Raw genomic sequence first — 23,810 nt, 5'->3', positions numbered from 1 at the left:
CGCGCGCTACGCTGGCGATCCGAGGGAGGCTCACCCCTCCGGTGCACGAGGAGCAGGCGATGACCGAGGCGGTCCCGACCCGCAGTGCGCGCCGCGGCCCCTACGCGAAGTCGGCCGAGCGCCGGCGCAGCATCATCGAGGCGGCGCACGCGGTCTTCGCGGCGCGCGGCTACGCCCGCGGCTCGCTGCAGGACGTCGCCGACCGCGTCGGCCTCAGTCAGACGAGCCTCCTGCACTACTTCCCGACCAAGAACGAGCTGCTGCTCGCCGTGCTGCGGCATCGCGACCTGATCACGGGCGACGGCTCGTCACCGCTCGACCCCGAGGAGGGGCTCGTCGCGGGCATCCTGCGCCAGACCCGCTACAACGAGTCGGCACCCGGAGTGATCGAGCTCTACTCGGTGCTGTGCGGGGAGTCGACGACCGACGAGCATCCGGGGCGCGAGTTCTTCGCCCAGCGCTTCGGGAGGCTCCGCGGCGAGTACGCGCACGAGCTGCGGGCCCTGCGCGACGCCGGCCGGCTGCGCGAGGGCACCGATCCCGACCGAGTCGCGGCGTCGATCATCGCGCTGTGGGACGGCATCCAGCTGCAGTGGCTGCTCGACCACGACGCGGTCGACATGGTGGCGTGCCTGGCCGACTACCTCGACCTGGTGATCCTGCCCGCGCCCTAGGGCGTGTCGAACACGATCCCGCGTGCTCCGCTCGGCCTGATCGCTCGATCTGCGGCGTCGCGGATCTCGTCCCATGCCCGCATGGGTCTTCGATCCGCTCCTTGCAGCTCGCACGATCAGGCCGTGCTCGCGACGGCGGTCTCGTGTTCGACGCGCCCTAGGCTCGGCGCATGACCTCCACCCTGCAGGACTCCAGCTGGATCTGGCTCGCCCTCGCGATCGTCACCGCGGGCCTCGCCGAGCAGAAGGGCCGCTCGCGCTGGCGGTGGTTCGTCATCGCGCTGTTCCTCGGCCCGCTCGCGACCGCGCTCGTCGTGATGTGGCCGAGACCGCAGGCCGGGATGGTGACCGACGTCCGCTGGAACTTCGCCGTCGGCGCCGGTCTCGCCGCGCTGGCGCTGGTGCTCTTCGCGGTGACGTCGAGCCTCTGGCTCCTCCTGATCCCTGCCGTCGTCCTCGCCGCCCTCGCCGGCGTGCTGACCTGGCTGAGCCGCCGGGTGCCGTTCGAGAGCCTCCCGCGCTGACGCGAGGGAACCCCGGAGCGTCGAGGCGTCCCGCGCGTGCGGGTGGTCTCGATGCTCCGGGGTTCCCTCGGTCGTGCGGCGGGGCGGCGCCTAGGGCAGCAGGCGCGTCGGGCCGCGGAAGAGGTAGGTGACCTCGCGGAGGTTGGCCTGGTGCAGCATCAGCATGATGACGCGGGACAGGCCCATGCCGAAGCCTCCGTGCGGGGGCACGCCGTAGCGGAAGAAGTCGAGGTAGAACTCGAGCTCCTCGGGGTCGAGGCCCTTCTCGCGCGCCTGCTCGACGAGCACGTCGACGCGGTGCTCGCGCTGGGCGCCGGTCGAGATCTCGACCCCGTTGTAGATGAGGTCGTAGCTGTTGGTGATCGTCGCGTCGCCCTCGCGGCGCATGTGGTAGAACGGCCGGATGCTCGAGGCGTAGTCGGTCAGGAAGACGAAGTCGTGGCCGAACTCCTCCTGCACGTAGGCCGCGATGCGGCGCTCGCCCTCGGGGTCCATGTCGTCGTCGGCGCGGGGCACCTCGTAGCCGCGCTCGGCGACGATGCGCTTGGCCTCGGCCAGCGGGATGCGCGGGAACGGCGTGGTCGGCACGGTGAGGTCGATGTCGAAGAGCGCCTTGACCTCGGCGCCGTGCTTCGCGACGACCGCGGTGAGGCCCGCGACGATGAGCTGCTCGTGCAGCTCCATGACGTCCTCGTGCGAGTCGATCCAGGACACCTCGGAGTCGACGCTGGTGAACTCGGTCGCGTGCCGCGACGTGAAGCTCGGGTCGGCGCGGAAGGCCGGTCCGACCTCGAAGACCTTGCCGAAGCCGGCGGGCTGCGCCATCTGCTTGAAGAACTGCGGGCTCTGCGCGAGGTAGGCCTTGGTCTCGAAGTACTCGACCTCGAAGAGCTCGGCGCGCGACTCCGAGGCGCTCGCCATCAGCTTCGGGGTGTGGATCTCGATGAAGTCGTTCTCGACCCAGTAGGTGCGCAGGGCGTGCTCGAACGTGGTCTGCACGCGGGCGATCAGGTTCTGCTCGGGGCGGCGCAGGTCGAGGAAGCGCCAGTCCATGCGCTTGTCGATGCCGGAGTCGGGCGCGATGGGCGCCTCGGGGATCGACTCGGACACGATCTCGAGCGCCTCGAGCTTGACCTCGATGCCGCCGAGCTTCACGCGCTCGTCGTGCTTCAGCGCGCCGGTGACCGTGATGAAGGAGCCCTGCGCGAGGCCGGAGATCGCCTCGGTGATCGCGAGCTTCGCCTCCGATGCGGCGTCTCCCTCGACGGCCTCGCGGACGGCGGGGTTCACCAGCTGGACGGCGCCCGACTCGTCGCGGAGGACGACGAACTGCACCTTCTTCTGATCGCGCACGGTCTCGACCCAGCCGGAGACGCGCACCGGCCCGTCTTCGAGGGCGGCGAGCTTCTTGACGGTGGTTCGGGGGAGGCGGGTCGCGTCGGTCACGGTAGGGGAGTCTACTCGCGAGGGGTCGCACGGTCCGCCGCCGTCTTGGCACAGCTAGCTCCGCGCGCTCTCAGCCGTAAAGTGTGTTTCGGTGAGGGCGTGAGCCAAGTACCGGCGTCGATCTGGGCAAGCGGCGACGTAACCCATTACTTGTCTGTGGTCGGGGCGATGAGCGGAGCGGCTGTGCGGTGGTTGAAGGGTCGATCGCTTGCCGCGAATGCACTACGGGCGGCCGATAATGGCGATCCCGACTCCGCTATAGCCCTGGCCAGCGAGATCGTCGCCTTAGCTGAGGGACGTCCGGCTCTCGCGAAGTCGGTTCTCGTTGGCGCTCTCGCTTCGGGGGTGGCAATCATGAAGGCTGAAGAGCCTACTGGCGATCAGATGGATGCCGCCTCCAGCAATATTCAGGCAGCGATTGACTTAATCGAGCATGTCGATCCCGATTTTGCTAAGCAATTATTGCCGAATCTATTCGCAGCCAGAATGGCAATTGATGCGATCACGGCAAACCATTCTCGCCTCACTGCTGACCTCGCGGCTCTCGAAGACGCCTGGGCCGATCTAGTGACTGACCGGGCACTGATGAGCGCGGCAACCGCTTTTTCGCAGGCATGGACGATTTGGTTAGGTTCATTGGCGTCCGCTGGCTGGGCTCTACTAACTCAGCTTAGAATATCGGATGCACGTCGGGTCCTACAGCTAGTTCTCAAAATATCGACGAGCGAGGGCGATGTCAAAATAACCTATATGGCGTCAGTTCTCCTCGCACTAACGGCGATGCTCCTGAATGACAGGGAGGCGGCGTCCGTCAACAGCCAAAGGGCAACCTCGCTAGCTGGCGCGAGAGCGCAATTTCGGACCCCCTTACCGCAAGAGACGGCGGATCTGCTTGTAGTAACTCTCGGTCAAGTGAGGTCTTGGATAGACGAAGAAGCGGGCGAATTGCAACGGGCAGCGCAAGAGCTGAGTGATGTACGCCGAGAGATTGGCGATGGGACCAATATTCGTCGAACAGCCATGCTGCTAGCAACAGGCCTGGAGTTGCGATTTATCTTGAGAACTAGTGACGTGAACCACGCCCGCGACTTCGCGAACGCGGTCGGAGTCGCTGACCTTTACTCGGGTGCGGCCGGCGCCGTACTTGCGGGTCCGCTTGTGCGACTTGCCAACGAGGAAGGTTCCTTCCAATATGCGGCATCGATTGTGGCTCGACTAGAAGTAGACTTTGCGTGGCAAGTGCCATTCTCGCTCATCGCTGAGTTTTTGGGAGATATGGCTATCGCCTGCGCTAGAAACGGTGAAGATCATCGTGCCCTTCAATGCGTGCTCCGCGCCGCGGAGGCAATGTCCGTCTTGGGAGGTGGTGTGCTCACTCCGCATGAGCGCCGCGTTGCAATAGTCGCTCGGAGAAGGTTGCTCGAAACGTGCTTGTTCGCGGTCACGCTCGTATCAGCAGGTTCCGCCTCCGCGCACTCAGCAATCGCCATCATGCAGGCATGGCGTGAGGGTACGTTGCGTGAGTTGGTTCTTTCTTCGTCGATTCCGCTCTCTCCTGTCGCGCAATCGCTCCTCGTGGAACTGCGGAGTTCTCTTAGGGCAGTGGAGTCCTCGCTCGGCGGCTTTGACATCCACGAGCTAACCTCAAGAATTGAGGAACTTCGCCGCAAACTATCGGCAGCGGTAGGAGCCGGTTACGCGTCGGTACTCATGCCGCGGCCCGTCACGCGTCGCGAAGTTCCTGTTCTCCTTGGGAGTTGGACAGTCACTGCGACGGTAATCGACGTTGATGGAAGGGTCAGGTTGGTGTCGGCAATCTCCGAGCCTTCGGGCCGTATGTGGTTGCGATCAACCCGATTGCGAGCGGGGACAGTCAAGCTACTTGGCGTTCTCGCGAGGCGCTTCGATCCTATTCTTTCTTCTATGGTCTCGAGTTTTGAGGAACTTTGGCAGGTGGCGCGTGTTGAGTTAGCCATTGCTTTGGGGGTGGACTTGATGCAGAAGCGGGCTGACGGGGAAAGGGTGCTTTTCGATGTCGACGGCCAACTCCGTAATATTCCAATTGCTGCCTTAGGCAGCAAAGGTGAGCTTCTCATCAAGCGGAGAGAAATTCTTCATGCGCCTTTCGTACCTCCGGCCGATTCCCGACCGGTACAGTCGATGAGGGATGTGCCGATGGTTCTGATGCTCGCTTCCGAAAGCGCTCGCGGTGAGGTAGAAAATTTACGACGCCTCGAGGCGCTGGGCGTATTGCATCTGACACTCGTGGTGGACCCGGCTGCGTTGCGGTTCGCACTGGCGGACGAAACATTCGACTTACTGATTCTAAGCTCCCATGGAGAGGGCGTGGGCATGGGCTACCGGTTTACCGCCGAGGAGGGTGAACCGCTCTTCGTCCACGATCTACTTGGCTTAAGGATTCCTGCCCGCGTGATAGCTGCGTCTTGCTTTTCTGGTTCCGATGGGGAGGTGGATGTCACAGGACTATTAGCAACCCTACATGCACGCGGAGCGCAAGAGGTCCTGAGCAGTCTCTGGGCCGTGCCAGCGAGGGAGACCTCAATGCTCGTTCAAGGCGTGTTGGAACAGTTGCTGGCGAAGTCCTCGCTCGGACAAGCGCTTGCTTATGCTCAGAAGCGCTTCATCGCGGAAAATGCCGGACGTCGAGATATCTACTGGTGGGCAGGGCTCACGGTGAGCTCCGTCGTCGTAGGACTCTCCTCCGACGAGAGTGTTAGTCGATCGGGCGCATTCGCTCTTTAATGATTTGCTCGAGCTCACGCACAGCGGCTTCGGGGTCGTCCGTAAGGCGATGCTCTGTCGTTACTCCTTCGTAGCGGAGCGTCACGACTACAGCCTTTTTCGACTTGCGCCCGATGTGGTTCAGGAGTTTTCTCGAAATGTCACTGATCTCTGAGACCGCAACAACAAGACCAACCGTCGTTGCAACTCCTTCCGCAATATCGAGGGCGAGGCCGATTATGTCTCCGTTTCGGACGTCGACAGATTTCTGCGCAATTTGCTCACCGAGCATCTCCTCAGCGATCGCAGCGGGAAGTGATACTCGAAACGCAGCTAGTTCGCTCATTGATTCCCTCAAATTCATCTTGTTGCCGCAAAGTGCAATTGCTTAATTTGTAGCACGCCGCTCGTCGGATCTCTTCGCCGTCGGCGTGCTTGCGCAAGTCAAGCACGGGGTGTTGCCTGCTACCACTGATACTGGCGGTCAGTTTGGATCGACACGGAAGGCTCCACTGAAATCGACTCCCCGCACTCCTCGACTGTTGCTGCGGAATGTGTCACCGCTGTTGGTTAGCCCGCCGGGCTAGCATCCCGGCATGAGCACCGCACTGATCACCGGCGCGTCCACCGGCATCGGCGCCGCGTTCGCCCGCGCCTTCGCCCGACGGGGCTGGAGCCTCGTGCTGGTCGCGCGGAACGAGCAGCGGCTCGAGGAGGCGGCGGTCGCGTTCCGCGCGCTCGGCGCCCCGCACGTCGAGGTGCTCGCCGCCGACCTCAGCGACCGGGAGCAGGTCGAGCGAGTGCGCGAGCGGGTGGCCGACCCCGTCCGCCCCGTCCGGGTCCTCGTCAACAACGCGGGGTTCGGCATCGACGGCAGCTTCTCCGAGCCCGACATCGCGGCGCAGGACGAGGCACTCGAGGTGATGGTCCGCTCCGTCTCGGTGCTCTCGGGCGCGGCGGCGGAGGCGATGACCGCCCGTCGGGAGGGCGCGATCCTCACCGTCTCGAGCGTCGCCGGCTTCGTGCACCTCGGCCCCTACTCCGCGGTGAAGGCCTGGGCGACCGCGTTCACGCAGTCGCTCGCCGTCGAGCTGCGCGGCACCGGAGTCAGGGCCGCCGCGCTCTGCCCGGGCTGGGTGCGCACCGAGTTCCACGAGCGCGCGGCGATGGACACCTCCTCGATCCCCGCCGCCCTCTGGCTCGACGCCGACGCGGTGGTCGAGGAGTTCCTCCGCGATGTCGCCCGGGGTCGCGTGGTCTCGGTGCCGTCCTGGCGGTTCGGCGTTCCCGTCGCGATCGCGAGGCACCTCCCCGACGCGCTCGTGCGCCGGATCTCATCGGCGGTCCTCGCGCGGCGCTGAGCCTGAGCGCGCCTGCGGCTCAGGCGACCCTGTTCCCGGCGTTCCTCCACCCCGCGTTCCGTACACTTGACGCTCGTGGTTGCCGATCAGATCCATCTCGTGCGGCACGGCGAGGTGTTCAACCCCGACCGGGTCCTCTACGGGCGACTCCCGAACTTCCGGCTCTCCGAGCTCGGCCACCGGATGGCGCGCTCGGCCGCCGACGACCTGCTCGAGCGGCGCCGCCACGTGACCGCGCTGATCGCCTCCCCGCTCCAGCGCACCCGGGAGTCGGCGCAGCCGCTCTCGCAGGCGTTCGAGATCGAGGTCGCCATCGACGAGCGGATCATCGAGCCCACCAACAAGTTCGAGGGCAAGCGGATGGAGGCGCGCGCGTCGGCGCTGCGCGACCCCCGCAGCTGGCCGTCGCTCCGCAACCCCTTCGAGCCCAGCTGGGGCGAGCCCTACCTCTCGATCTCGGCGCGCATGTACGCCGCGATGGAGTCGGCCTGGGAGTCGACCGTCGAGGGCGACGTCGCCCTGGTCAGCCACCAGCTCCCGATCTGGACGGCCCATCGCGCGATCGCGGGGGAGCGGCTCTTCCACGATCCGCGCAAGCGCCGGTGCGCTCTGTCGAGCATCACCACCTTCGAGCGTCGCGGCGACCGGTTCGTCGAGGTCGGCTACTCCGACCCCGCGGCCGGCCTCCAAGGCCTCGCGACCGACGTCGGAGCCGTCTGATGGCGCGGGTCCGCGCCGCGGCGGTGCTGGCGCTCGCCGCCGCGCTCGTGCTGTCGGGCTGCACCGAGGACGAGCTCGCGACGCAGTACCGCAGCGGCGACAACAAGGGCTACATCTCGGGCGACGGGACCGTCACCGAGATCGCGGCCGACGACCGCGACGACCCGATCGTCTTCTCCGGCACCGACGAGAACGGCGAGAGCATGGACTCCGCCGATCTCGCCGGCCGCGTCGTGGTCGTCAACTTCTGGTACGCCAGCTGCGCACCCTGCCGGGCCGAGGCCGCCGACCTCGAGTCGGTGAACACCGAGTTCGCGGGCCAGGAGGTCTCATTCGTCGGGATCAACGTGCGCGACCAGGCTCCGACCGCGGCGGCCTTCGCCCAGACCTACGGCCTCACCTACCCCTCGATCGTCGACGTCGACGGATCGGCGCAGCTCGCCTTCTCGGGCAAGGTTCCGCCGAACGCGGTGCCGACCACGCTCGTCCTCGACAAGGAGGGGCGCGTCGCCTCGCGGATCCTCGGTCAGCTGCAGGAGGCGTCGATCCTGTCGACGCTCGTGAGCGACACGCTCGCGGCACCGGAGTAGCGGCGTGGGCGACATCGTCATCAGCGGACAGCTGCTCCTCGCGGTGCCGATCGCGCTCCTCGCCGGCCTGGTGTCGTTCGCGTCGCCCTGCGTGCTTCCGCTCGTCCCCGGCTACCTCGCCTACGTCGGCGGGTTCACCGATGCCGACGAGCGGGCCGCTCGGGGGCGACGCCGCGTCGTGCTCGGCGTGCTGCTCTTCGTGCTCGGCTTCTCGCTGGTCTTCGTGCTCTACGGGGCGGCGGCGGGGTCGATCGGCTTCTGGATGCAGCGCTACAGCGACGTCATCACCCGCGTGCTCGGCGTGGTCGTCATCGCGATGGGCCTCGTCTTCATCGGGCAGTTCTCGTTCCTGCAGCGGACGCTCCGCCCGAGCATCCGGCCCGCGACCGGCCTGATCGGCGCACCGCTGCTGGGCATCGTCTTCGGGATCGGCTGGACCCCGTGCCTCGGCCCGACCCTCAGCTCGATCCTGGCGCTGGGGCTCGGAGCGGGGTCGCCGTGGCGGGGCGCGCTCCTCGCGCTGATGTACTGCCTCGGACTCGGTCTGCCCTTCCTGCTCGTGGCCTTCGGCTTCAGCTGGGTCACCACCGCCCTCGCCGTCGTGAAGCGCCACATCCGCGCCATCAACATCGCGGGCGGTGTCGCCCTCGTCCTGATCGGAGTCCTCATGGTGACCGGGATCTGGAACACCCTCGTCTACGGATCCCTCGCAGGGGTGATCAATGGCTTCCAGCCCGCGATCTGAGTCCGGCTCGAGGCCCGAGTCCGGCGCGCCGGTCGACGGCGACGAGGCGCAGAAGCGCGCCGACGCGACGTTCCGCCCGGCCGACCACTTCGACTCCGACGCCGACACCGTCACGCAGCCCAAGCTCGGCCTCGTCGGCTGGCTGCGCTGGATGTGGCGCCAGCTCACGAGCATGCGCACGGCGCTGTTCCTCCTGCTGCTGCTCGCGATCGCGGCGGTCCCGGGCTCCCTGGTGCCGCAGCGCTCCTCCGACCCCAACGGCGTCACCCAGTACTTCGTCGACAACCCCGATCTGGCCCCGCTGCTCGACAAGGTGCAGGCGTTCGACACCTACACCTCGGCCTGGTTCTCGAGCATCTACCTGCTGCTGTTCATCTCGCTGATCGGCTGCATCATCCCGCGCACGAAGCACCACTTCGAGGCGATGCGCTCGCGGCCGCCGCGCACCCCCGCGCGCCTGCAGCGCCTCGCCGGGTACACCGTGCGCGAGGTCGACGGGGCGAGCGAGGCCGAGGCGATCGACTCGGCTCACGCCGTGCTGCGCCGCGCGGGCTACCGCGTCGAGCGCTACGCCGACCCGCGCGGGCGCTGGACGAGCGTCTCGGCCGAGCGCGGCTACCTCCGCGAGACCGGCAACCTGGTGTTCCACTCGGCGCTGGTCGGGATCCTCGTGGCCGTCGGAGTCGGCGGCGGTTTCGGCTACAGCGGGCAGCGCGTGCTCGTCGAGGGCGGCCAGGGCTTCGCCAACAACCTCGCGGCCTACGACTCGTTCAACCCGGGCCGGTTCTTCGACAGCAGCCAGCTCGATCCGTACCAGCTGACGCTCGACAGCCTCGACGTGCAGTACGAGGAGCAGAACCAGCAGGCGCTGGGGCAGCCCGTCGACTTCACGGCGAACGTGACCACGACCGAGCGCGGTGGCGGCACGGAGGACCGCACGATCAAGGTCAACGAGCCGCTCTCGATCGGCGGCACCAACGTCTACCTGCTCGGCAACGGCTACGCGCCGACGATCACGGTGCGGGACCCCTCGGGGACGGCGATCTTCACCGACGCCGTGCCCTTCCTCCCGCAGGACGCCAACCTGACCTCGGTCGGAGTCGTGAAGGTCCCCGACGGCCTCGCCGAGCAGATCGGCATGACCGGGTTCTTCTACCCCACCCAGGACGAGCTCGCGTCGGGCGCCTCGACCTCGATCTTCCCCGACCTGCAGTACCCCGTGCTGTCTCTGAACGTCTTCGCGGGCGACCTCGGCCTCGACGCCGGCGTGCCCACCTCCGTCTACGTGCTCAACACCGACTCGCTGACGCGCCTCACCGGCGGGCAGACGGGGGTGGCCTCGATCACGCTCAAGCCGGGGCAGACGGCCGATCTGCCGGACGACCTCGGCACGGTCACCTTCGAGAACGTCGGAGCCGACCCGTCGATCGTCGGGACCGACAGCGTCAAGCGGTTCGCCTCGTTCGACATCCACCACGACGCCACGCAGAGCTGGGTGCTGCTGTTCGCGATCCTGGTGCTCGCCGGACTGCTCACCTCGCTGTTCGTCCCGCGCCGCCGGGTGTGGGTCAAGGCGACGACCGGTGCCGACGGTGGACTGACCCTCGAGTACGCGGGCCTGGCGCGCGGCGAGGACCCGCAGCTGGTCCGCGCGGTGCGCGAGGTGGCCGACCGGCACGCGCCACTCGACGGGTCCTGACGCGCCTCTCGTCGCCCGGAGGAGGAAGGGCATCCTTACCTGTGCGTTCGCGCAGGGGCGGTGGCGGCCCGCAGCGATTACCCTGAGGAGGTGATCGAGACCCTCTCTCAGTACTCCGTGCTGTGCCTCTACTCCGCGATGGGCATCTACGCGCTGGCGTTCATCTTCTTCGCGGTCGACCTCGCCCGCCGCTCCTCGATCGCCGACGGCGAGTCGATCGAGGTCGTGCAGGAGGCGGAGCGCGTCGCCTCGGCGGCCGCCGCCGACCGCGCGGCGAGCGGCAGGGCGACGGAGGCCGGCGGCTCGGGCCGCCCGACGGCGACCCTCTCGCGCCTCGGCAGCCGCGTCGAGGACGAGGTCTACAACGCCCCGGCGCGCTCGAAGGCGATGCGCATCGGCTTCTCGCTCACGCTGCTCGCCTTCGTGCTGCACCTCGGGGCGACCGTGCTCCGCGGCGTGGCGGCCGGGCGCGTGCCGTGGGCCAACATGTACGAGTTCTCGATCACCGGGACCCTGATCATCATCGGCGTGTTCCTCGCCGTGCAGCTGCGCTGGGATCTCCGCTTCCTCGGCGCCTTCATCACCGGGCTCGTCCTGGTGCTGCTCGGAGTCGCGACGGTCAACTACTACGTCGCCGTCGTCCCGCTGCCGCCGGCACTGCAGTCGTACTGGCTCGTGATCCACGTGCTCGTCGCGATCCTCGGCACGGCGTTCTTCGCCCTCGGCTTCGCGCTCTCGGTCACCCAGCTCCTCCAGTCGCGGAGGGAGTCGGAGGGCGAGTCGCCCCGCTCCGTCCTGAAGTTCCTGCGCACCCTGCCCAGCGCGCTGACCCTCGAGAACCTCGCGTACCGCGTCACGATCATCGGCTTCATCCTCTGGACCTTCACCCTCATCGCGGGCGCCGTCTGGGCCGAGAAGGCCTGGGGCCGCTACTGGGGCTGGGACACCAAGGAGGTCTGGACCTTCATCATCTGGACCATCTACGCCGGCTACATCCACGCCCGCGCGACCCGCGGGTGGCGCGGCACCCCCTCGGCCTGGCTCGCGATCATCGGCTTCGCCGCCGTCATGTTCAACTTCGGCGTCGTCAACGTGTTCTTCAAGGGGCTCCACGCCTACTCCGGCCTCGACACCGGCATGTGATCGGCGGGCCCTGGCGGGGCCGCTCGCGGCGTTGTCGTCGGGGCACGTAGCTCCGCTACGAGCCCCTCCTCCGCCTTGCGATCGGCCCCGCCGGGACCCGTCGATGCGAGGCACTCCTCCTCGCTTACGGCTGTCCCCTCCTCGCTGATCGAGTAGCCGCAGAATGCGGCGTGTCGAGATCCACCAGCGTCAGAGGGCCGGATCGACGGCTTTATCTCTTGACGCTGGTGGGTCTCGATACGCCCCTGCGGGGCTACTCGACCAGCATGGGTGACGCGACCGCCGGCGGGGCCGCGGGCTCGACCGGGGCGCCGGCCCGCCCGAGCCGGAGGCGTCAGGCGCCGCCCGTGATGACGTCGATCAGGTGCGGGGCGAAGGGGGCGTCGAGGGCGAGGACGAAGCGGGTCCGCGAGCCCTCGGGGTGCACGTCGCGGTAGATGCCGCGCAGGTCGGGCAGGGTCTGGCCGCGGCCGGGTCCGAACGTCGCGTCGACTTCGACGGGCACGCGCGGGGCGGAGGCGACATCCACGGCATCGAGCGCGATCGCGGCGGCCATCGGGTCGTGCAGCGCGGCGCTGCGGACGCCGAAGTGGCCGACGTAGAAGTCGAAGTAGAAGTCGAGCGCGCGGCCGATCGTCTCGGCGAGCGGGTCGGCCGAGCCGAGCAGCACCGCGCGGTGCTCCTCCGTCATCAGGTGCCGCATCGTCACGTCGAGCGGGACGAGGGTGAGATCCCAGTCGGCGGCGACCACCTCGGCGGCCGCGGCGGGGTCGTGCCAGATGTTCGCCTCCGCCACCGTGCTGACGTTGCCGGGGACGAGTGCCGCACCGCCCATGACGGTGACCGAGTGCAGCAGCGAGGGCAGCTCGGCGTGCTTGCGCAGCGCGTGGGCGATGTTCGTGAGCGGCCCGATCGCCACCAGGCGCAGCTCGCCGGCGTGCTCGCGGGCGAGGCGGAGGAGCAGGTCGGCCGGGTCCTCGTCGACCGGCTCGGCGCCGGCGGGCAGGGTGACGCCTCCGATGCCGTTGTCGCCGTGCACGTACGGCGCGCCGCCGGCGTAGGCCTCTTCGAGGAAGTCGTGCGCGCCGACGGCGACGGGGATGTCGGTGCGACCGGCGAGCGCGAGCAGGCCGAGGGTGTTCACCGCGGCCTGGCGGGCGTCGGTGTTGCCGCTCACGGTGCTGATGCCCACGAGATCGGCGAGCGGCGAGCGCAGCAGGTAGGCGAGGGCGAGCGAGTCGTCGATGCCGGTGTCGCAATCGAGGAAGACGGGAACGGCGGGCACGGGTCTCCGATCAGAGGGGGAAGGAGGGAGCGGCGGGCGTCGGCGACCGGGCAGCTCCATTCTGGCCCCACTGCACCACTCGGTTCACCACGCTTCGGTCCTCCGAACCGCGCCGGTTCCCCTCCCCCCGATGCTCAGAGCAGAGCGAAGGAGTCGCGCAGCCGCGCCCGCCACCAGGCGAGGCGCTCGGGCGACACCGCGAGGCGCTCGAGCAGCTCCTCGGACACGTCGACGCGCTCGACCGCGATCGACCCGTCGACCGGGCGCAGCGGAGCCGCGGTGACGTCGGCGGCGAGGAGGGCGGCCGTCCCCAGCCCGCAGTCGTAGGGCAGCTCGGGCAGAGCGGCCGCGAGCGCCGCACCCATCGCGAGCCCGACCGAGCTGTCGAGGGCGCTCGAGACCACGGCGGGCAGGCCGGCTTCGGCGGTGATCGCGAGGGCGCGGCGCACGCCTCCGAGCGGCTGCGCCTTGACCACCAGCAGATCGGCGGCGCCCGCACGCGCGACGGCGAGCGGATCGACGGCCTTGCGCACGCTCTCGTCGGCCGCGATCGGGATGCCCATGTACTTCACCCGGTAGCGCAGCTCGGCCAGCTCGTCGACGCTCGCGCAGGGCTGCTCGAGGTACTCGAGGTCCACTCCCGCCATCGCGTGCACGGCGTGCTCGGCCTCGTCGACGTTCCACGCCCCGTTCGCGTCGATGCGGATGCGTCCCTCCGGCCCGATTACGCGGCGGACCTCCTCGACGCGAGCGACGTCGTCGGCGAGGGCCTGGCCGCGCTCGGCGACCTTGACCTTGGCGGTCCGGCAGCCGTGGTAGCTCGCGAGGATCGCGGCGACGTCGGCGGGATCGACCGCGGGCACCGTCGCATTGACGGGGATCCGGTCGCGGAGCGCGGCGGGCTGCTCGCTCCAGCCGTAGTCGAGCGCCGCGCGGAGCCAGGCGGCCGACTCCTCGGGGCCGTACTCGAGGAACGGAGAGAACTCCGTCCAGCCCTCCGGCCCGCGCACCAGCGCGATCTCGCGGTGGTCGACCCCGCGGAAGCGCGTCCGCAGCGGCAGCGACACGACGCGCAGGCCCGCGTCGACCTCGGCGAGGGAGGGGAGGGGGGATCCGGGCACGTCATCGTCCATGCGGCCATTCTCCTCCGGAGCGACGGCGTCGAGAACCGGGCCCGCCCCCGCTCGGACCCGCCTGCACCCCGTGCGAGACTGGCGGCGCTGCCGCTCGAGCCCGGAGGAACGCGATGAGTCAGATCCCGATGAGCCTGCCGCCCGCGCCGCAGGCCGCGCCGATTCCCGGGCGCCGCCCGCTCGGCACCGGAGGGTGGATCGCCCTCGCCTCGAGCGCCGCCGTCGGGCTGGTCTACACCGCCGTCCTCGGCGGTCTGCTCGCGTGGACCGTGGGTGCCGCGGTCGACGTGGCGGGCGACGCCGTGCCGACCGGCATCCCCGGCTACTCCGACGACCCGTTCGGCTCGACGGACGACCCCGACGCCGGCGGCGACGCGAGCGATCCGTTCTACGACTACCCGGGCTACCAGGACGGCGACGCGGCGCTCGTGCTCGATCAGCCCTCGGCGGAGGCGGCGATCGCCGCGTCCACCGCCGCCGTGTCCGCCGTCGAGGCCGCCGTGATCGGCGGCTGGGTCTCGGCCGACGACGAGTACTACGAGCGCTCCGACAACGCGTACGGCGGGCCGTCGCTGCTGTACGACTACATCTCGGCCACCGACTACGCCGACGCCGAGCTCGGCACCGCCGCCGACAAGCAGGCCGTCGTCGACCTCTTCACCGCCGCGCTCGCGCCGCTCGGCTTCGACTCCGTCGACATCGCCGACACCCCGGCGGAGTGGTCGCAGGTCGGCTACGACCTCGACGGCGACCTCTCGGACGAGGACGCCTCCGCCTCGCTCTGGATCGTGACGGCCTACTCGAGCACCCAGGCGGTCCCCTCGATCGAGCTCGGCCTCGTCGACCTCGACTCCGACCCGACCGGCGAGGTCGCGACGATGCTCGACGACGTGGGCGTCACTCCGTCCGACAGCGGGGCCTTCCTCGCGGGCTACGCGAACAGCCTCCTCGAGGAGGCCGACCGCGCCGAGTTCACCGAGCGCATGGCCGAGTTCGGCGGAGTCGCAGCGGCCTGATCCGTCGGTACCGGCATCCTCTGGACGCCGCAAGCCCGCGTGGCGCACCGCCCGAGGCGCCTAGCGTGGGGGTATGGCGGAGCACAGAGCGACGAGACCCCTGCGCGACTACGCGGCGATCGGCGACGGCAGGACCGTCGCGCTGATCGCCCGGGACGGCAGCGTCGACTGGATGCCCGTCCCCGACCTCGGCTCGGTCCCCGCGTTCGCCGCCCTCATCGACGGTCGCTCGGGCGGCTGCATCGAGCTCGCACCGGTCGAGCCGGCCGAGGTGACGCGCGAGTACCTCAAGGACACGAACGTCCTGCAGACCACCTTCAGCACGGAGTCGGGCACCGTGCGGGTGACCGACGCCCTCGTGACCGGCATCGCCGGGCGCCTCCCGTGGGCCGAGCTCGCGCGGCGGGTCGACGGCGTCGACGGCGAGGTGCGGATGCGCTGGGCCGTGCGCCCGGGGACCGGCCTGGGCACGATGTCGCCGTGGATCCAGAACGCCGACGGCCGCTCGCTGATCCGCGTCGGCGACATCACGATCGGGGTGACCGGGGACGGCCACGGGCCGGACAGGGACGACGCGCCCTCCGGCGCCGGCGACGAGCTCACCGGATCGTTCGTCGTGACGTCCGAGAAGGACCCGAGCCGCCACGTTCTCGTCGTCTCGGCCACCCACGACGAGCCCCTGCACTTCCCGGACGCGACGAACGTCGACCGCGGCATCGACCGCACCGTCCGCAGCTGGCAGGACTGGTCGGAGGAGTTCTCCTACGACGGCCCCTGGGCCGAAGCCGTCCAGCGCAGTGCGCTCGCGCTCAAGCTGCTGATCTACTCGCCCACCGGGGCGATCGCGGCCGCTGCGACCACGTCGCTCCCGGAGTCGCCCAACGGCGGCAAGAACTGGGACTACCGCTTCGCCTGGGTGCGGGACGCCGCGTACACGGCGCACGCCCTGGTCCGCTTCGGGCTGCGGGAGGAGACGCACGCCGCGCTCTCGTGGCTCCTGCGCACGATCAAGGAGCACGGACCCGACCTGCACATCTTCTACGGGCTCGACGGCTCGCTGCCGACCGGGCTCACCGAGTACGACGTCCCGGGATGGGCGGGCATCGGCCCCGTCGTCTCGGGGAACGGCGCCCAGGACCAGCTGCAGCTCGGCGTGTTCGGCGACCTCTTCGACATCTGCCGCATCTACGTCGACGAGGGCAACGTCCTCGACATCCAGACCGGTCGGCTGCTCTCCCGCGTCGCCGACACCACCTGCGACCTCTGGCGCAACCGCGACGCCGGCATGTGGGAGCTCGAGGAGGAGCAGCACTACACCTCGTCGAAGATGGGCTGCTGGCAGGCGCTCGACGCCGCCGTGCACCTCGCCGAGCTGGGCCAGGTGCCGGGAAGCGCCGACCGCTGGCGCTTCGAGCGCGATCGCATCCGCGACTGGATCGAGGAGAACTGCTGGTCGGACGCCCTCGGCTCGTACGTGATGTACCCGGGCACCGAGGAGCTCGACGCCTCCGTCCTGCTGCACACCACGAGCGGATACGAGCGCGGTGAGCGGATGATCTCGACGATCGACGCCCTGGTCGCCGAGCTCGGCCGGGGATCCCTGATGTTCCGCTACTCCGGGATGGAGGGCGAGGAGCACCCGTTCGTCGCCTGCTCGTTCTGGCTCGCGTCCGCTCTGGCGTGCGTGGGGCGGCACGACGAGGCGATCGCGCTGATGGACGAGCTGGTGGCGACGATCCCGAACGACGTGGGGATCATGTCCGAGATGGTCGCGGTCGACGATCTCGCCTTCTGGGGGAACCTGCCGCAGGGGCTCAGCCACCTCGCCCTGGTCAACGCGGCGATCACGATCGAGGAGCTCGCGCCCGACAAGCTGAGCGAGCGCTCCCGCCGCTAGACCCGCCGCCGTCGGCGCGCAACCCGCTTGAACCAGGCCGCGGGGGAGCGTAGACCGGAACCATCGCCTGAGCACGCCGGTCGCCGCGACGCGCCCGGCCGCCGTCCAGCTCCCGCACCACTCGCGTCCGGGAGTCGCCCAGCAGCATCAGCCACACTCGGAGTCGGAGATCCGCACTCCGGCTCTGCAAGAGAAAGGATCGGTCCATGACCACCACCCTCGAACGCCACACCGAAGCCCCCGCCGGCTCCGGCGCCAAGACCAGCCGCCGCCAGAACGCCGAGAAGGGCTTCAAGGCCTCCAAGGAGCTGCTCGACAGCCTCCAGATCGTCCTCGTCGACCTCATCGAGCTGCACGTCCAGGGCAAGCAGGCCCACTGGAACGTCGTCGGCAAGAACTTCCGCGACCTCCACCTCCAGCTCGACGAGATCATCGAGGCCGCCCGTGAGTTCAGCGACGACATCGCCGAGCGCATGCGCGCGCTGCACGGCATCCCGGACGGACGCAGCGACACCGTCGCGGCGACCACGACGCTGCCCGAGTACCCGCACGGCGAGATCGACACCGCCGAGACGGTCGACCTCGTGACCATCCGCCTCGAGAACACCGCCGCCACCATGCGCGAGGTCCACGACCAGGTCGACGAGGAGGACCCGACCAGCGCGGATCTGCTCCACGCGATCATCCAGAGCCTGGAGCAGTACGCCTGGATGGTATCGGCCGAGAACCGCCGCACCTCCACCGCCAAGTAGGCGAGTGCGCCAAGAGGGACCTCGCGCGAGCGGGGTCCCTCTTCGTGTGCCCGGGGTCCCGGGCGCAGGGTCCTCCCCGCCCCCGACAGTAGGGTCGACGGCATGAGCACGCAGGTTTCCGAGCTGTTCGACGAGCGCCGCTGGGCGCCGGTCGACGGCTTCGACGGTCTCGAGGACATCACCTACCACCACGATCGCTCCGGCCGCATCGCCCGGGTCGCGTTCGACCGGCCGGAGGTGCGCAACGCGTTCCGGCCGCGCACCGTCGACGAGCTGTTCCGCGCCCTCGAGGACGCCCGGATCAACCCGCGGATCGGCGTCGTGATACTCACCGGCAACGGCCCCAGCCCCCGCGACGGCGGCTGGGCGTTCTGCTCGGGAGGCGACCAGCGCATCCGGGGCCGCGACGGCTACCGCTACTCCGACGGCGAGACCGCCGAGGGGATCGACGCGGCGCGCAACGGCCGCCTGCACATCCTCGAGGTGCAGCGCCTCATCCGCTTCATGCCCAAGGTCGTCATCGCGGCGGTCCCCGGCTGGGCCGCCGGCGGCGGTCACTCGCTGCACGTGGTCTGCGACCTCACGATCGCCTCGGCCGAGCACGGGCGCTTCAAGCAGACCGACGCCGACGTCGGCTCGTTCGACGCGGGCTACGGATCGGCGTACTTCGCCCGTCAGATCGGGCAGAAGGCCGCCCGCGAGGTGTTCTTCCTCGCCCGCGAGTACTCGGCGCAGCGCGCCTACGAGATGGGCGCCGTCAACGCCGTCGTCCCGCACGCCGAGCTCGAGCCGACCGCGATCGAGTGGGCCGAGACGATCCTGACCAAGTCGCCCACGGCGATCCGCATGCTCAAGTACGCTTTCAACGCGGTCGACGACGGACTGGTCGGCCAGCAGCTCTTCGCCGGCGAGACCACCCGTCTCGCCTACGGCACCGACGAGGCCGTCGAGGGACGCGACTCCTTCCTCGAGAAGCGCGACCCCGACTGGTCGCCGTTCCCGTGGCAGTTCTGAGCGGCGGGATGCGGAGGTGACCCGCGCGCTGGTCGAGGTCGATCCCGCTCCCGAGGCGGTCCTGATCGCCCTCCGCGCCGCCCTCGACGGCAGCGGCCCCGCCGTGCGCATCGCCGCCCCCGGTGCGCCTCCTGTCGCGAGCGGCACCGTCCCGCAGCGGGTCGCGGTCGTCGTCGAGACCTCGGGATCCTCCGGGCCGCCCAAGCGGGTGGCGCTCGCCACCTCGGCGCTGCTCACGAGCGCGTCGGCGACGCTCGCCGAGCTGGGCGGTCCCGGTCGCTGGCTGCTGTGCCTCCCGACGCACTACGTCGCCGGGGTGCAGGTGCTGGTGCGCTCGCTGACCGCCGACGCCGACCCGGTGGTGCTGAGACAGGGCGGCTTCGACGCCGCCGCGTTCTTCGACGCCGCCCGCACCATGCCGGCGGGGGAGCGCCGCTACACGTCGCTCGTCCCGGTGCAGCTCGCGCGGCTGCTCGAGCGTGCCGAGCGCGACCCGGTGGACGCCGGCACCCTCCGCTCGTTCGACGCCCTGCTGATCGGCGGGCAGTCGACGCCGCAGGCGCTGCGCGACCGGGCCGCGGCGCTCGGCGCGCGCATCCGGCTGACCTACGGCTCGAGCGAGACCGCCGGCGGCTGCGTCTACGACGGTGTCCCGCTGCGCGGCGTGCAGTCCCGCGTCGAGGACGGCCAGGTGCTCCTCGGCGGACCGACCCTCGCCGAGGGCTACCTCGACGAGAGCGGCGCGATCGACCAGGAGCGCACCGCCGCCGCCTTCGTCACACGCGACGGACAGCGCTGGTACCGCACGGGCGACTCTGGAGCGATCAACGACGGGCGGCTGAACGTGACCGGGCGCCTCGACCGCGTCATCGTCTCGGGCGGCGAGAAGGTCTCGCTCGACGCCGTCGAGGCGGTGCTGCGGGAGTGGGGAGTCGACGACGCCGTCGTCGTCCGCCGGTCGGACGGGCGCTGGGGAGAGGTGCCCGTCGTGATCACGGCGGGGACGCCTCCCGAGCCGGCCGACCTGCGCGCCGCGGTCGTCGCGCGCCTCGGGCGGGCGGCGGCACCCGCGGCCGTCCTCGCCGTGCCCGAGATCCCCCTGCTCGCCTCCGGCAAGCCCGACCGCCGAGCGCTCGAGCGCACCGCGGAGGAGTCGGGGCGTTCCTGAGACCGCTCAGCCCGTGCACGCCCCGGCCCCAGGCGGCGGGGAGGGCACTCGGTAGGATTCCCTCCGTGTCGAGTACGAGTCGCAAGAAGAAGCCGCGCAGCGGCCGCCCCGGAGGCAGCCCCCGCAAGGTCGAGGTGAAGCCCGCCGGCCCGCGCGAGTGGATCGGCGGAGCCCGGCTGCGGACCCTCCCGCTGGCCATCGCACCCGTGCTCATCGGCACCGGGGCGACGCAGGTGACGGACGAGGGCTGGCACTGGGTGCGCGCCCTGCTCTGCCTGGCGGTCGCGCTCGCTCTGCAGATCGGCGTCAACTACGCCAACGACTACTCCGACGGCGTCCGGGGCACCGACAAGAACCGGGTCGGCCCCTCGCGGCTCACCGGCTCGGGCGCGGCGAAGCCCAAGACGGTGCTGACCGTCGCCCTCGTCTTCTTCGGTCTGGCGGGTCTGGCGGGTCTGGCCCTGACGATCCTCTCGGGCTACTGGTGGCTCCTCATCGTCGGCGCCGCCGCCATCGCCGCCGGGTGGTTCTACACGGGCGGTCGCCGGCCCTACGGCTACCTGGGCCTCGGCGAGGTCTTCGTCTTCGTCTTCTTCGGGCTCGTCGCCACGGTCGGCACCACGTTCGTGCAGATCGGCCGCACCAATCAGGAGTCGTGGCTCGGCGCGGTCGCGGCCGGCCTGTTCGCCTGCGCGGTGCTGATGGTCAACAACATCCGCGACATCCCGACCGACCGCCTGTCGGGCAAGCGGACGCTCGCCGTCCTGACCGGCCCCACCGTCTCGCGGGCGATCTACAGCGCCTTCGTGCTGGTGCCGTTCGCGATCGCGGTCGTCCTGGCGCTGTTCTACCCGCTGGCGTGGCTGACGCTCTTCGTCCTGCTCGCGATCCTGCCGGCGATCCTCATCACGCTGACGGCGCGCACGGCGAAGGAGCTGATCCTCGCCCTGCAGCTGACGAGCCTCGGCGGCCTCGCCTACGCCGCGATCCTGGGCGCGGCGCTGGCCTTCTGACGCATGCGCGACCGGGCCGGCGCCCGTCGCCACCCCATGCTGGTCGAGTAGCCCCGCAGGGGCGTATCGAGACCCGCCAGCGTCAGCAGATGGGGCTTCTATCTTGTCCTTCCGACGCTGGTGGATCTCGATACGTCGCGCTCCGCGGGCTACTCGATCAGCGGGGGGAGGCGAGCAGCGCGATCGGCCGAACCCGTTGAGACGTGCAGTCGGCAGGCCGGCGGTCAGCGCTCGTCGCGGGCCGCGTCGATCGCGGCGTCCTCGATGTCGTCGTCGGTGGCCTTGCGCGGGACGTCCTTGCGGCGCTCGTAGATCGCCTCCGCGATGCGCTCGCGGGGCTTGCGCAGCACGATGTACGAGAGCGACATGCTCGCGACGGCCGCGACGATGCCGGCGGTGACGGCCGCCGTGAGGTCGGAGTCGAGGAACGTGCGGCCCGGCAGGTACACCAGCACGAACACAGCGGCGAACATCGCCAGGCGCAGGAGCGAGTAGACGATGACGGCACGGCTCAGTTTCACCGCATCAGTGTATGTCGACCCCTGCACACGGTCCCGTATGCACCCCGGGAGCTCCCTGTCCAGCGACCGTGCGCCCCGTCTTCGAGAGTGCGCCGGACGTACACTGAATCCATGATCCGCCTCGTCATCGGCCTGCTCGTGGCCCTCGCCGTCTTCACGGTCTACACCGTGATCGACGTCGCTCTGAGCAATCGCCGTGCGGTGCGCGCCATCCCGAAGTGGTCGTGGCTGATCGTGGTCCTCGTCCTCCCCCTCATCGGGGCCGGGCTGTGGTTCTGGATCGGCCGCCCGCGCAAGCAGCGCGCCGAGACCCGCCGCTTCACGGCACCCGACGACGACCCCGACTTCCTCGGCACTATCCACCGCGAGCGCGACCCCGAGAAGGAGCGCGAGCAGGCCGAGCGCATCGCCCAGCTCGAGCGCGACCTCGCCGACCTCGACGAGCCGGGAGAGACCGACGGCTCCGGTCGCCGGGATGCCTGACCGAGATCCGGTCGCCCCTTCCACTCGCTTCGCGGTCGACCTCCTCACCCGCTTCGTCGCGCTCGGCGTCACCGATCTCGTCGTCGCACCCGGGTCCCGCTCGCAGGCGCTGGCCCTCGTGGCCGCGGAGCTCGAGACGCGGGGGAGCGTCCGCCTGCACGTGCGCGTCGACGAGCGCTCCGCTGGCTTCCTCGCTCTCGGCCTCGCCCTGGAGTCCGGCCGCCCCGCCGTCGTCCTGACCACCTCCGGCACGGCGACGGCGAACCTCCACCCCGCGGTCCTCGAGGCCGATGCCTCGGACGTCCCGCTGATCGTGCTGACCGCCGACCGGCCGGACGAGCTCCGCGGGATCCGCTCCAACCAGACGACCGATCAGCGCGACCTCTTCGGGCGAGCGGTGCGCCACTTCGAGGACGTCCCCGCTCCCGACACCGCGAGCGATCCGGCAGTCGCCGCCGAGCTCGCCGACCGCGCGGTGACCGCGGCGCTGCGTCCCGGCGGGCCGGTGCACCTGAACCTCGCGTTCCGCGATCCGCTCTCCTCGCGACTCCCCGACTTCGCCGATCCCGAGGCCCGCACTCTCGAGCTCCCCGCGGTGGAGCCCGCGTCGACGACGGTCTGCGCCGGTCCCGACGAGCCGCTCACCGTGGTCATCGCCGGAGACAAGGCCGGAGCCGAGGCCGAGGCGATCGCCCGGGCCGGAGACTGGCCCCTGCTCGCCGAGGTCTCCTCCGGAGCCCGCTTCGGACCCCAGCTCGTCGTCGCCTGGCGTCGACTGCTCGCCGATCCCGAGTACGGCGGGAGGATCGGGCGCGCGATCGTGCTCGGGCACCCGACGCTCTCCCGGGAGGTCCCCGAGCTGCTGCGCCGCGACGACGTCGAGGTGCTCGTCGTCGACCACGGTCGCCGCGAGTTCTACAACCCCGGCCGCCGCGCGCGTCGTGTCGGCGGGGTCGAGGTCGCGCGCGCGCCCGAGTCGCCGCGCCCCGAGCGGGCGGAGCGCGCCTGGGCCGGATCCTGGGTGTTCGCGAGCCGGGCGCTGCTCGAGGCGGCCGACCCCGACGCGATCGACGAGGTGCCCGACGGCGGCACGATGTCGGTCGAGGACCGCCGCGGCTACGCCCGCAACGCGCTGACCGCCGTGCGCGCGCCCCTGACCCGCGAGTTCGTCGTGTCGGCGGTGTGGCGGGTCACCTGGCCGCACGACCGCCTCCTGTTCGGTGCGTCCCGTCTGATCCGCGTGGCCGACGGCACGCTGCCCGGCAAGAAGGTGACGGTGCACGCCAACCGCGGTCTCGCGGGGATCGACGGCACCGTCTCGACGGCGGTCGGCATCGCGACGTCGTCGCAGTCGACCGAGCGCGGCCGGGGAGGCGTCACCCGCGTGATCCTGGGCGATCTGACCCTGCTCCACGAGGCGGGCGGCCTGATGCTCGCGCCGGGCGAGCGCCGGCCCCGGGTGCAGCTGGTCGTCGTCAACGACGGAGGAGGCACGATCTTCGACGGCCTCGAGGTCGCGTCGAGCTCGGCGCCCGACGCCTTCGACCGCGTTCAGTTCACCCCGCAGTCGGTCGACCTGGAGGCACTCGCGCGCGCCTACGGCTGGAGCTACCGCCGCGCCACGACGCGCGGCGAGCTCGAGCAGGCACTCACATCGCCCGGCGACGGGCCCGGCATCGTCGAGATCCCGCTGGGGCGCTGAAGCACTGCGTCCTGTGCCCGTGCGAACAAGGTTCGAGGACTGATCCTCTGAAGCTGGTGGGTCTCGATACGCCCCTGCGGGGCTGCGGGCTCGACCAGCATGCCTGGGAGAAGCGACCTCCTCCGTGTCGCCCTGCCCTCGCTGATCGAGTAGCCCGCGCAGCGGGCGTATCGAGATCTCCG

The 23,810-nt window shown here is 70.0% G+C and carries 22 protein-coding genes; 17 read left to right on the top strand and 5 right to left on the bottom strand.

The window, feature by feature from the left end:
- The first annotated feature begins 59 nt into the window (after positions 1-59).
- Together GRS92_RS06525 and GRS92_RS06520 are read left to right on the top strand one after the other, a co-directional pair.
- On the top strand, positions 60-674 hold the full coding sequence (locus GRS92_RS06525; protein ID WP_159854452.1) for a TetR/AcrR family transcriptional regulator: 615 nt from the start codon (positions 60-62) through the stop codon (positions 672-674).
- Positions 675-844: 170 nt separating this feature from the next.
- Complete coding sequence (locus tag GRS92_RS06520; protein WP_159854450.1) at positions 845-1,198, top strand: hypothetical protein; 354 nt, start codon at positions 845-847, stop codon at positions 1,196-1,198.
- Between the two features lie 90 nt (positions 1,199-1,288).
- On the opposite strand, the gene aspS is transcribed toward GRS92_RS06520, so the two are convergent.
- Positions 1,289-2,644 (bottom strand): aspartate--tRNA(Asn) ligase, encoded by a 1,356-nt coding sequence (aspS, locus tag GRS92_RS06515; RefSeq protein WP_235021847.1) that lies wholly within the window; start codon positions 2,642-2,644, stop codon positions 1,289-1,291.
- 99 nt (positions 2,645-2,743) lie between these two features.
- Between aspS and GRS92_RS06510 the strand changes: the two genes are divergently transcribed.
- Positions 2,744-5,407 (top strand): CHAT domain-containing protein, encoded by a 2,664-nt coding sequence (locus GRS92_RS06510; protein WP_159854448.1) that lies wholly within the window; start codon positions 2,744-2,746, stop codon positions 5,405-5,407.
- Here the strand turns inward: GRS92_RS06510 and GRS92_RS06505 are convergent.
- The gene (locus GRS92_RS06505; RefSeq protein ID WP_159854446.1) at positions 5,379-5,732 is read right to left on the bottom strand and encodes a hypothetical protein; all 354 of its coding nucleotides are present in this window, start codon (positions 5,730-5,732) and stop codon (positions 5,379-5,381) included. The genes GRS92_RS06510 and GRS92_RS06505 overlap by 29 nt on opposite strands.
- A 250-nt stretch (positions 5,733-5,982) precedes the next feature.
- Between GRS92_RS06505 and GRS92_RS06500 the strand changes: the two genes are divergently transcribed.
- The 6 genes from GRS92_RS06500 to ccsB all read left to right on the top strand — a co-directional run bounded on the left by GRS92_RS06500 (position 5,983) and on the right by ccsB (position 11,644).
- Complete coding sequence (locus GRS92_RS06500; protein WP_159854444.1) at positions 5,983-6,747, top strand: SDR family NAD(P)-dependent oxidoreductase; 765 nt, start codon at positions 5,983-5,985, stop codon at positions 6,745-6,747.
- 75 nt (positions 6,748-6,822) lie between these two features.
- Positions 6,823-7,467: a histidine phosphatase family protein gene (locus GRS92_RS06495; RefSeq protein ID WP_159854442.1), complete on the top strand. Its 645-nt coding sequence runs from the start codon at positions 6,823-6,825 to the stop codon at positions 7,465-7,467.
- Positions 7,467-8,057 carry a TlpA family protein disulfide reductase gene (locus GRS92_RS06490; RefSeq protein WP_159854440.1) on the top strand — a complete coding sequence of 197 codons (591 nt, stop codon included), beginning with the start codon at positions 7,467-7,469 and terminating at the stop codon, positions 8,055-8,057. Before GRS92_RS06495 ends, GRS92_RS06490 begins: the two co-directional genes overlap by 1 nt.
- A gap of 4 nt (positions 8,058-8,061) precedes the next feature.
- Positions 8,062-8,802 (top strand): cytochrome c biogenesis CcdA family protein, encoded by a 741-nt coding sequence (locus GRS92_RS06485; RefSeq protein WP_159854438.1) that lies wholly within the window; start codon positions 8,062-8,064, stop codon positions 8,800-8,802.
- Positions 8,780-10,501, top strand: coding sequence for a cytochrome c biogenesis protein ResB (gene resB / locus GRS92_RS06480; protein WP_159854436.1), 1,722 nt, complete (start codon positions 8,780-8,782; stop codon positions 10,499-10,501). The genes GRS92_RS06485 and resB overlap by 23 nt, the downstream gene beginning before the upstream one ends.
- Positions 10,502-10,591: 90 nt before the next feature.
- Positions 10,592-11,644: a c-type cytochrome biogenesis protein CcsB gene (gene ccsB / locus GRS92_RS06475; RefSeq protein WP_442966223.1), complete on the top strand. Its 1,053-nt coding sequence runs from the start codon at positions 10,592-10,594 to the stop codon at positions 11,642-11,644.
- A gap of 334 nt (positions 11,645-11,978) precedes the next feature.
- On the opposite strand, the gene GRS92_RS06470 is transcribed toward ccsB, so the two are convergent.
- Both GRS92_RS06470 and GRS92_RS06465 read right to left on the bottom strand, forming a co-directional pair.
- A complete protein-coding gene (locus GRS92_RS06470; RefSeq protein ID WP_235021846.1) occupies positions 11,979-12,929 on the bottom strand; it encodes a nucleoside hydrolase in 951 nt (316 codons plus the stop codon).
- Between the two features lie 134 nt (positions 12,930-13,063).
- On the bottom strand, positions 13,064-14,062 hold the full coding sequence (locus GRS92_RS06465; RefSeq protein WP_159854432.1) for an o-succinylbenzoate synthase: 999 nt from the start codon (positions 14,060-14,062) through the stop codon (positions 13,064-13,066).
- A 113-nt stretch (positions 14,063-14,175) separates the two neighbouring features.
- Here GRS92_RS06465 and GRS92_RS06460 point away from each other — a divergent pair, with 113 nt between their 5' ends.
- The 6 genes from GRS92_RS06460 (at position 14,176) to GRS92_RS06435 (ending at position 20,922) form a co-directional block, all read left to right on the top strand.
- Positions 14,176-15,078: a hypothetical protein gene (locus GRS92_RS06460; RefSeq protein ID WP_159854430.1), complete on the top strand. Its 903-nt coding sequence runs from the start codon at positions 14,176-14,178 to the stop codon at positions 15,076-15,078.
- A gap of 73 nt (positions 15,079-15,151) precedes the next feature.
- Complete coding sequence (locus GRS92_RS06455; protein ID WP_159854428.1) at positions 15,152-16,975, top strand: glycoside hydrolase family 15 protein; 1,824 nt, start codon at positions 15,152-15,154, stop codon at positions 16,973-16,975.
- A gap of 206 nt (positions 16,976-17,181) precedes the next feature.
- Positions 17,182-17,727, top strand: coding sequence for a Dps family protein (locus tag GRS92_RS06450; RefSeq protein ID WP_085476900.1), 546 nt, complete (start codon positions 17,182-17,184; stop codon positions 17,725-17,727).
- A 102-nt stretch (positions 17,728-17,829) separates the two neighbouring features.
- Complete coding sequence (locus GRS92_RS06445; protein ID WP_159854426.1) at positions 17,830-18,741, top strand: 1,4-dihydroxy-2-naphthoyl-CoA synthase; 912 nt, start codon at positions 17,830-17,832, stop codon at positions 18,739-18,741.
- Positions 18,742-18,757: 16 nt separating this feature from the next.
- Positions 18,758-19,909, top strand: a complete 1,152-nt coding sequence (locus GRS92_RS06440) for an AMP-binding protein (protein WP_235021845.1) — start codon at positions 18,758-18,760, stop codon at positions 19,907-19,909.
- Positions 19,910-19,974: 65 nt separating this feature from the next.
- Entirely contained in the window at positions 19,975-20,922 is a 948-nt protein-coding gene (locus tag GRS92_RS06435) for a 1,4-dihydroxy-2-naphthoate polyprenyltransferase (RefSeq protein WP_159854424.1), read from the top strand.
- Positions 20,923-21,146: 224 nt separating this feature from the next.
- On the opposite strand, the gene GRS92_RS06430 is transcribed toward GRS92_RS06435, so the two are convergent.
- Positions 21,147-21,443 carry a DUF4229 domain-containing protein gene (locus tag GRS92_RS06430; protein ID WP_159854422.1) on the bottom strand — a complete coding sequence of 99 codons (297 nt, stop codon included), beginning with the start codon at positions 21,441-21,443 and terminating at the stop codon, positions 21,147-21,149.
- A gap of 111 nt (positions 21,444-21,554) precedes the next feature.
- Between GRS92_RS06430 and GRS92_RS06425 the strand changes: the two genes are divergently transcribed.
- Positions 21,555-21,926, top strand: a complete 372-nt coding sequence (locus GRS92_RS06425; protein ID WP_159854420.1) for a PLD nuclease N-terminal domain-containing protein — start codon at positions 21,555-21,557, stop codon at positions 21,924-21,926.
- Positions 21,919-23,628, top strand: coding sequence for a 2-succinyl-5-enolpyruvyl-6-hydroxy-3-cyclohexene-1-carboxylic-acid synthase (gene menD / locus GRS92_RS06420; protein WP_159854418.1), 1,710 nt, complete (start codon positions 21,919-21,921; stop codon positions 23,626-23,628). The genes GRS92_RS06425 and menD overlap by 8 nt, the downstream gene beginning before the upstream one ends.
- Positions 23,629-23,810: the final 182 nt, after the last annotated feature.

The sequence above is a fragment of the Rathayibacter sp. VKM Ac-2754 genome, assembly GCF_009807095.1.
Lineage (GTDB): Bacteria > Actinomycetota > Actinomycetes > Actinomycetales > Microbacteriaceae > Rathayibacter.
The sequence above is the reverse complement of the archived record's forward strand: the minus strand, read 5'-3'. Positions and strand labels throughout refer to the sequence as shown.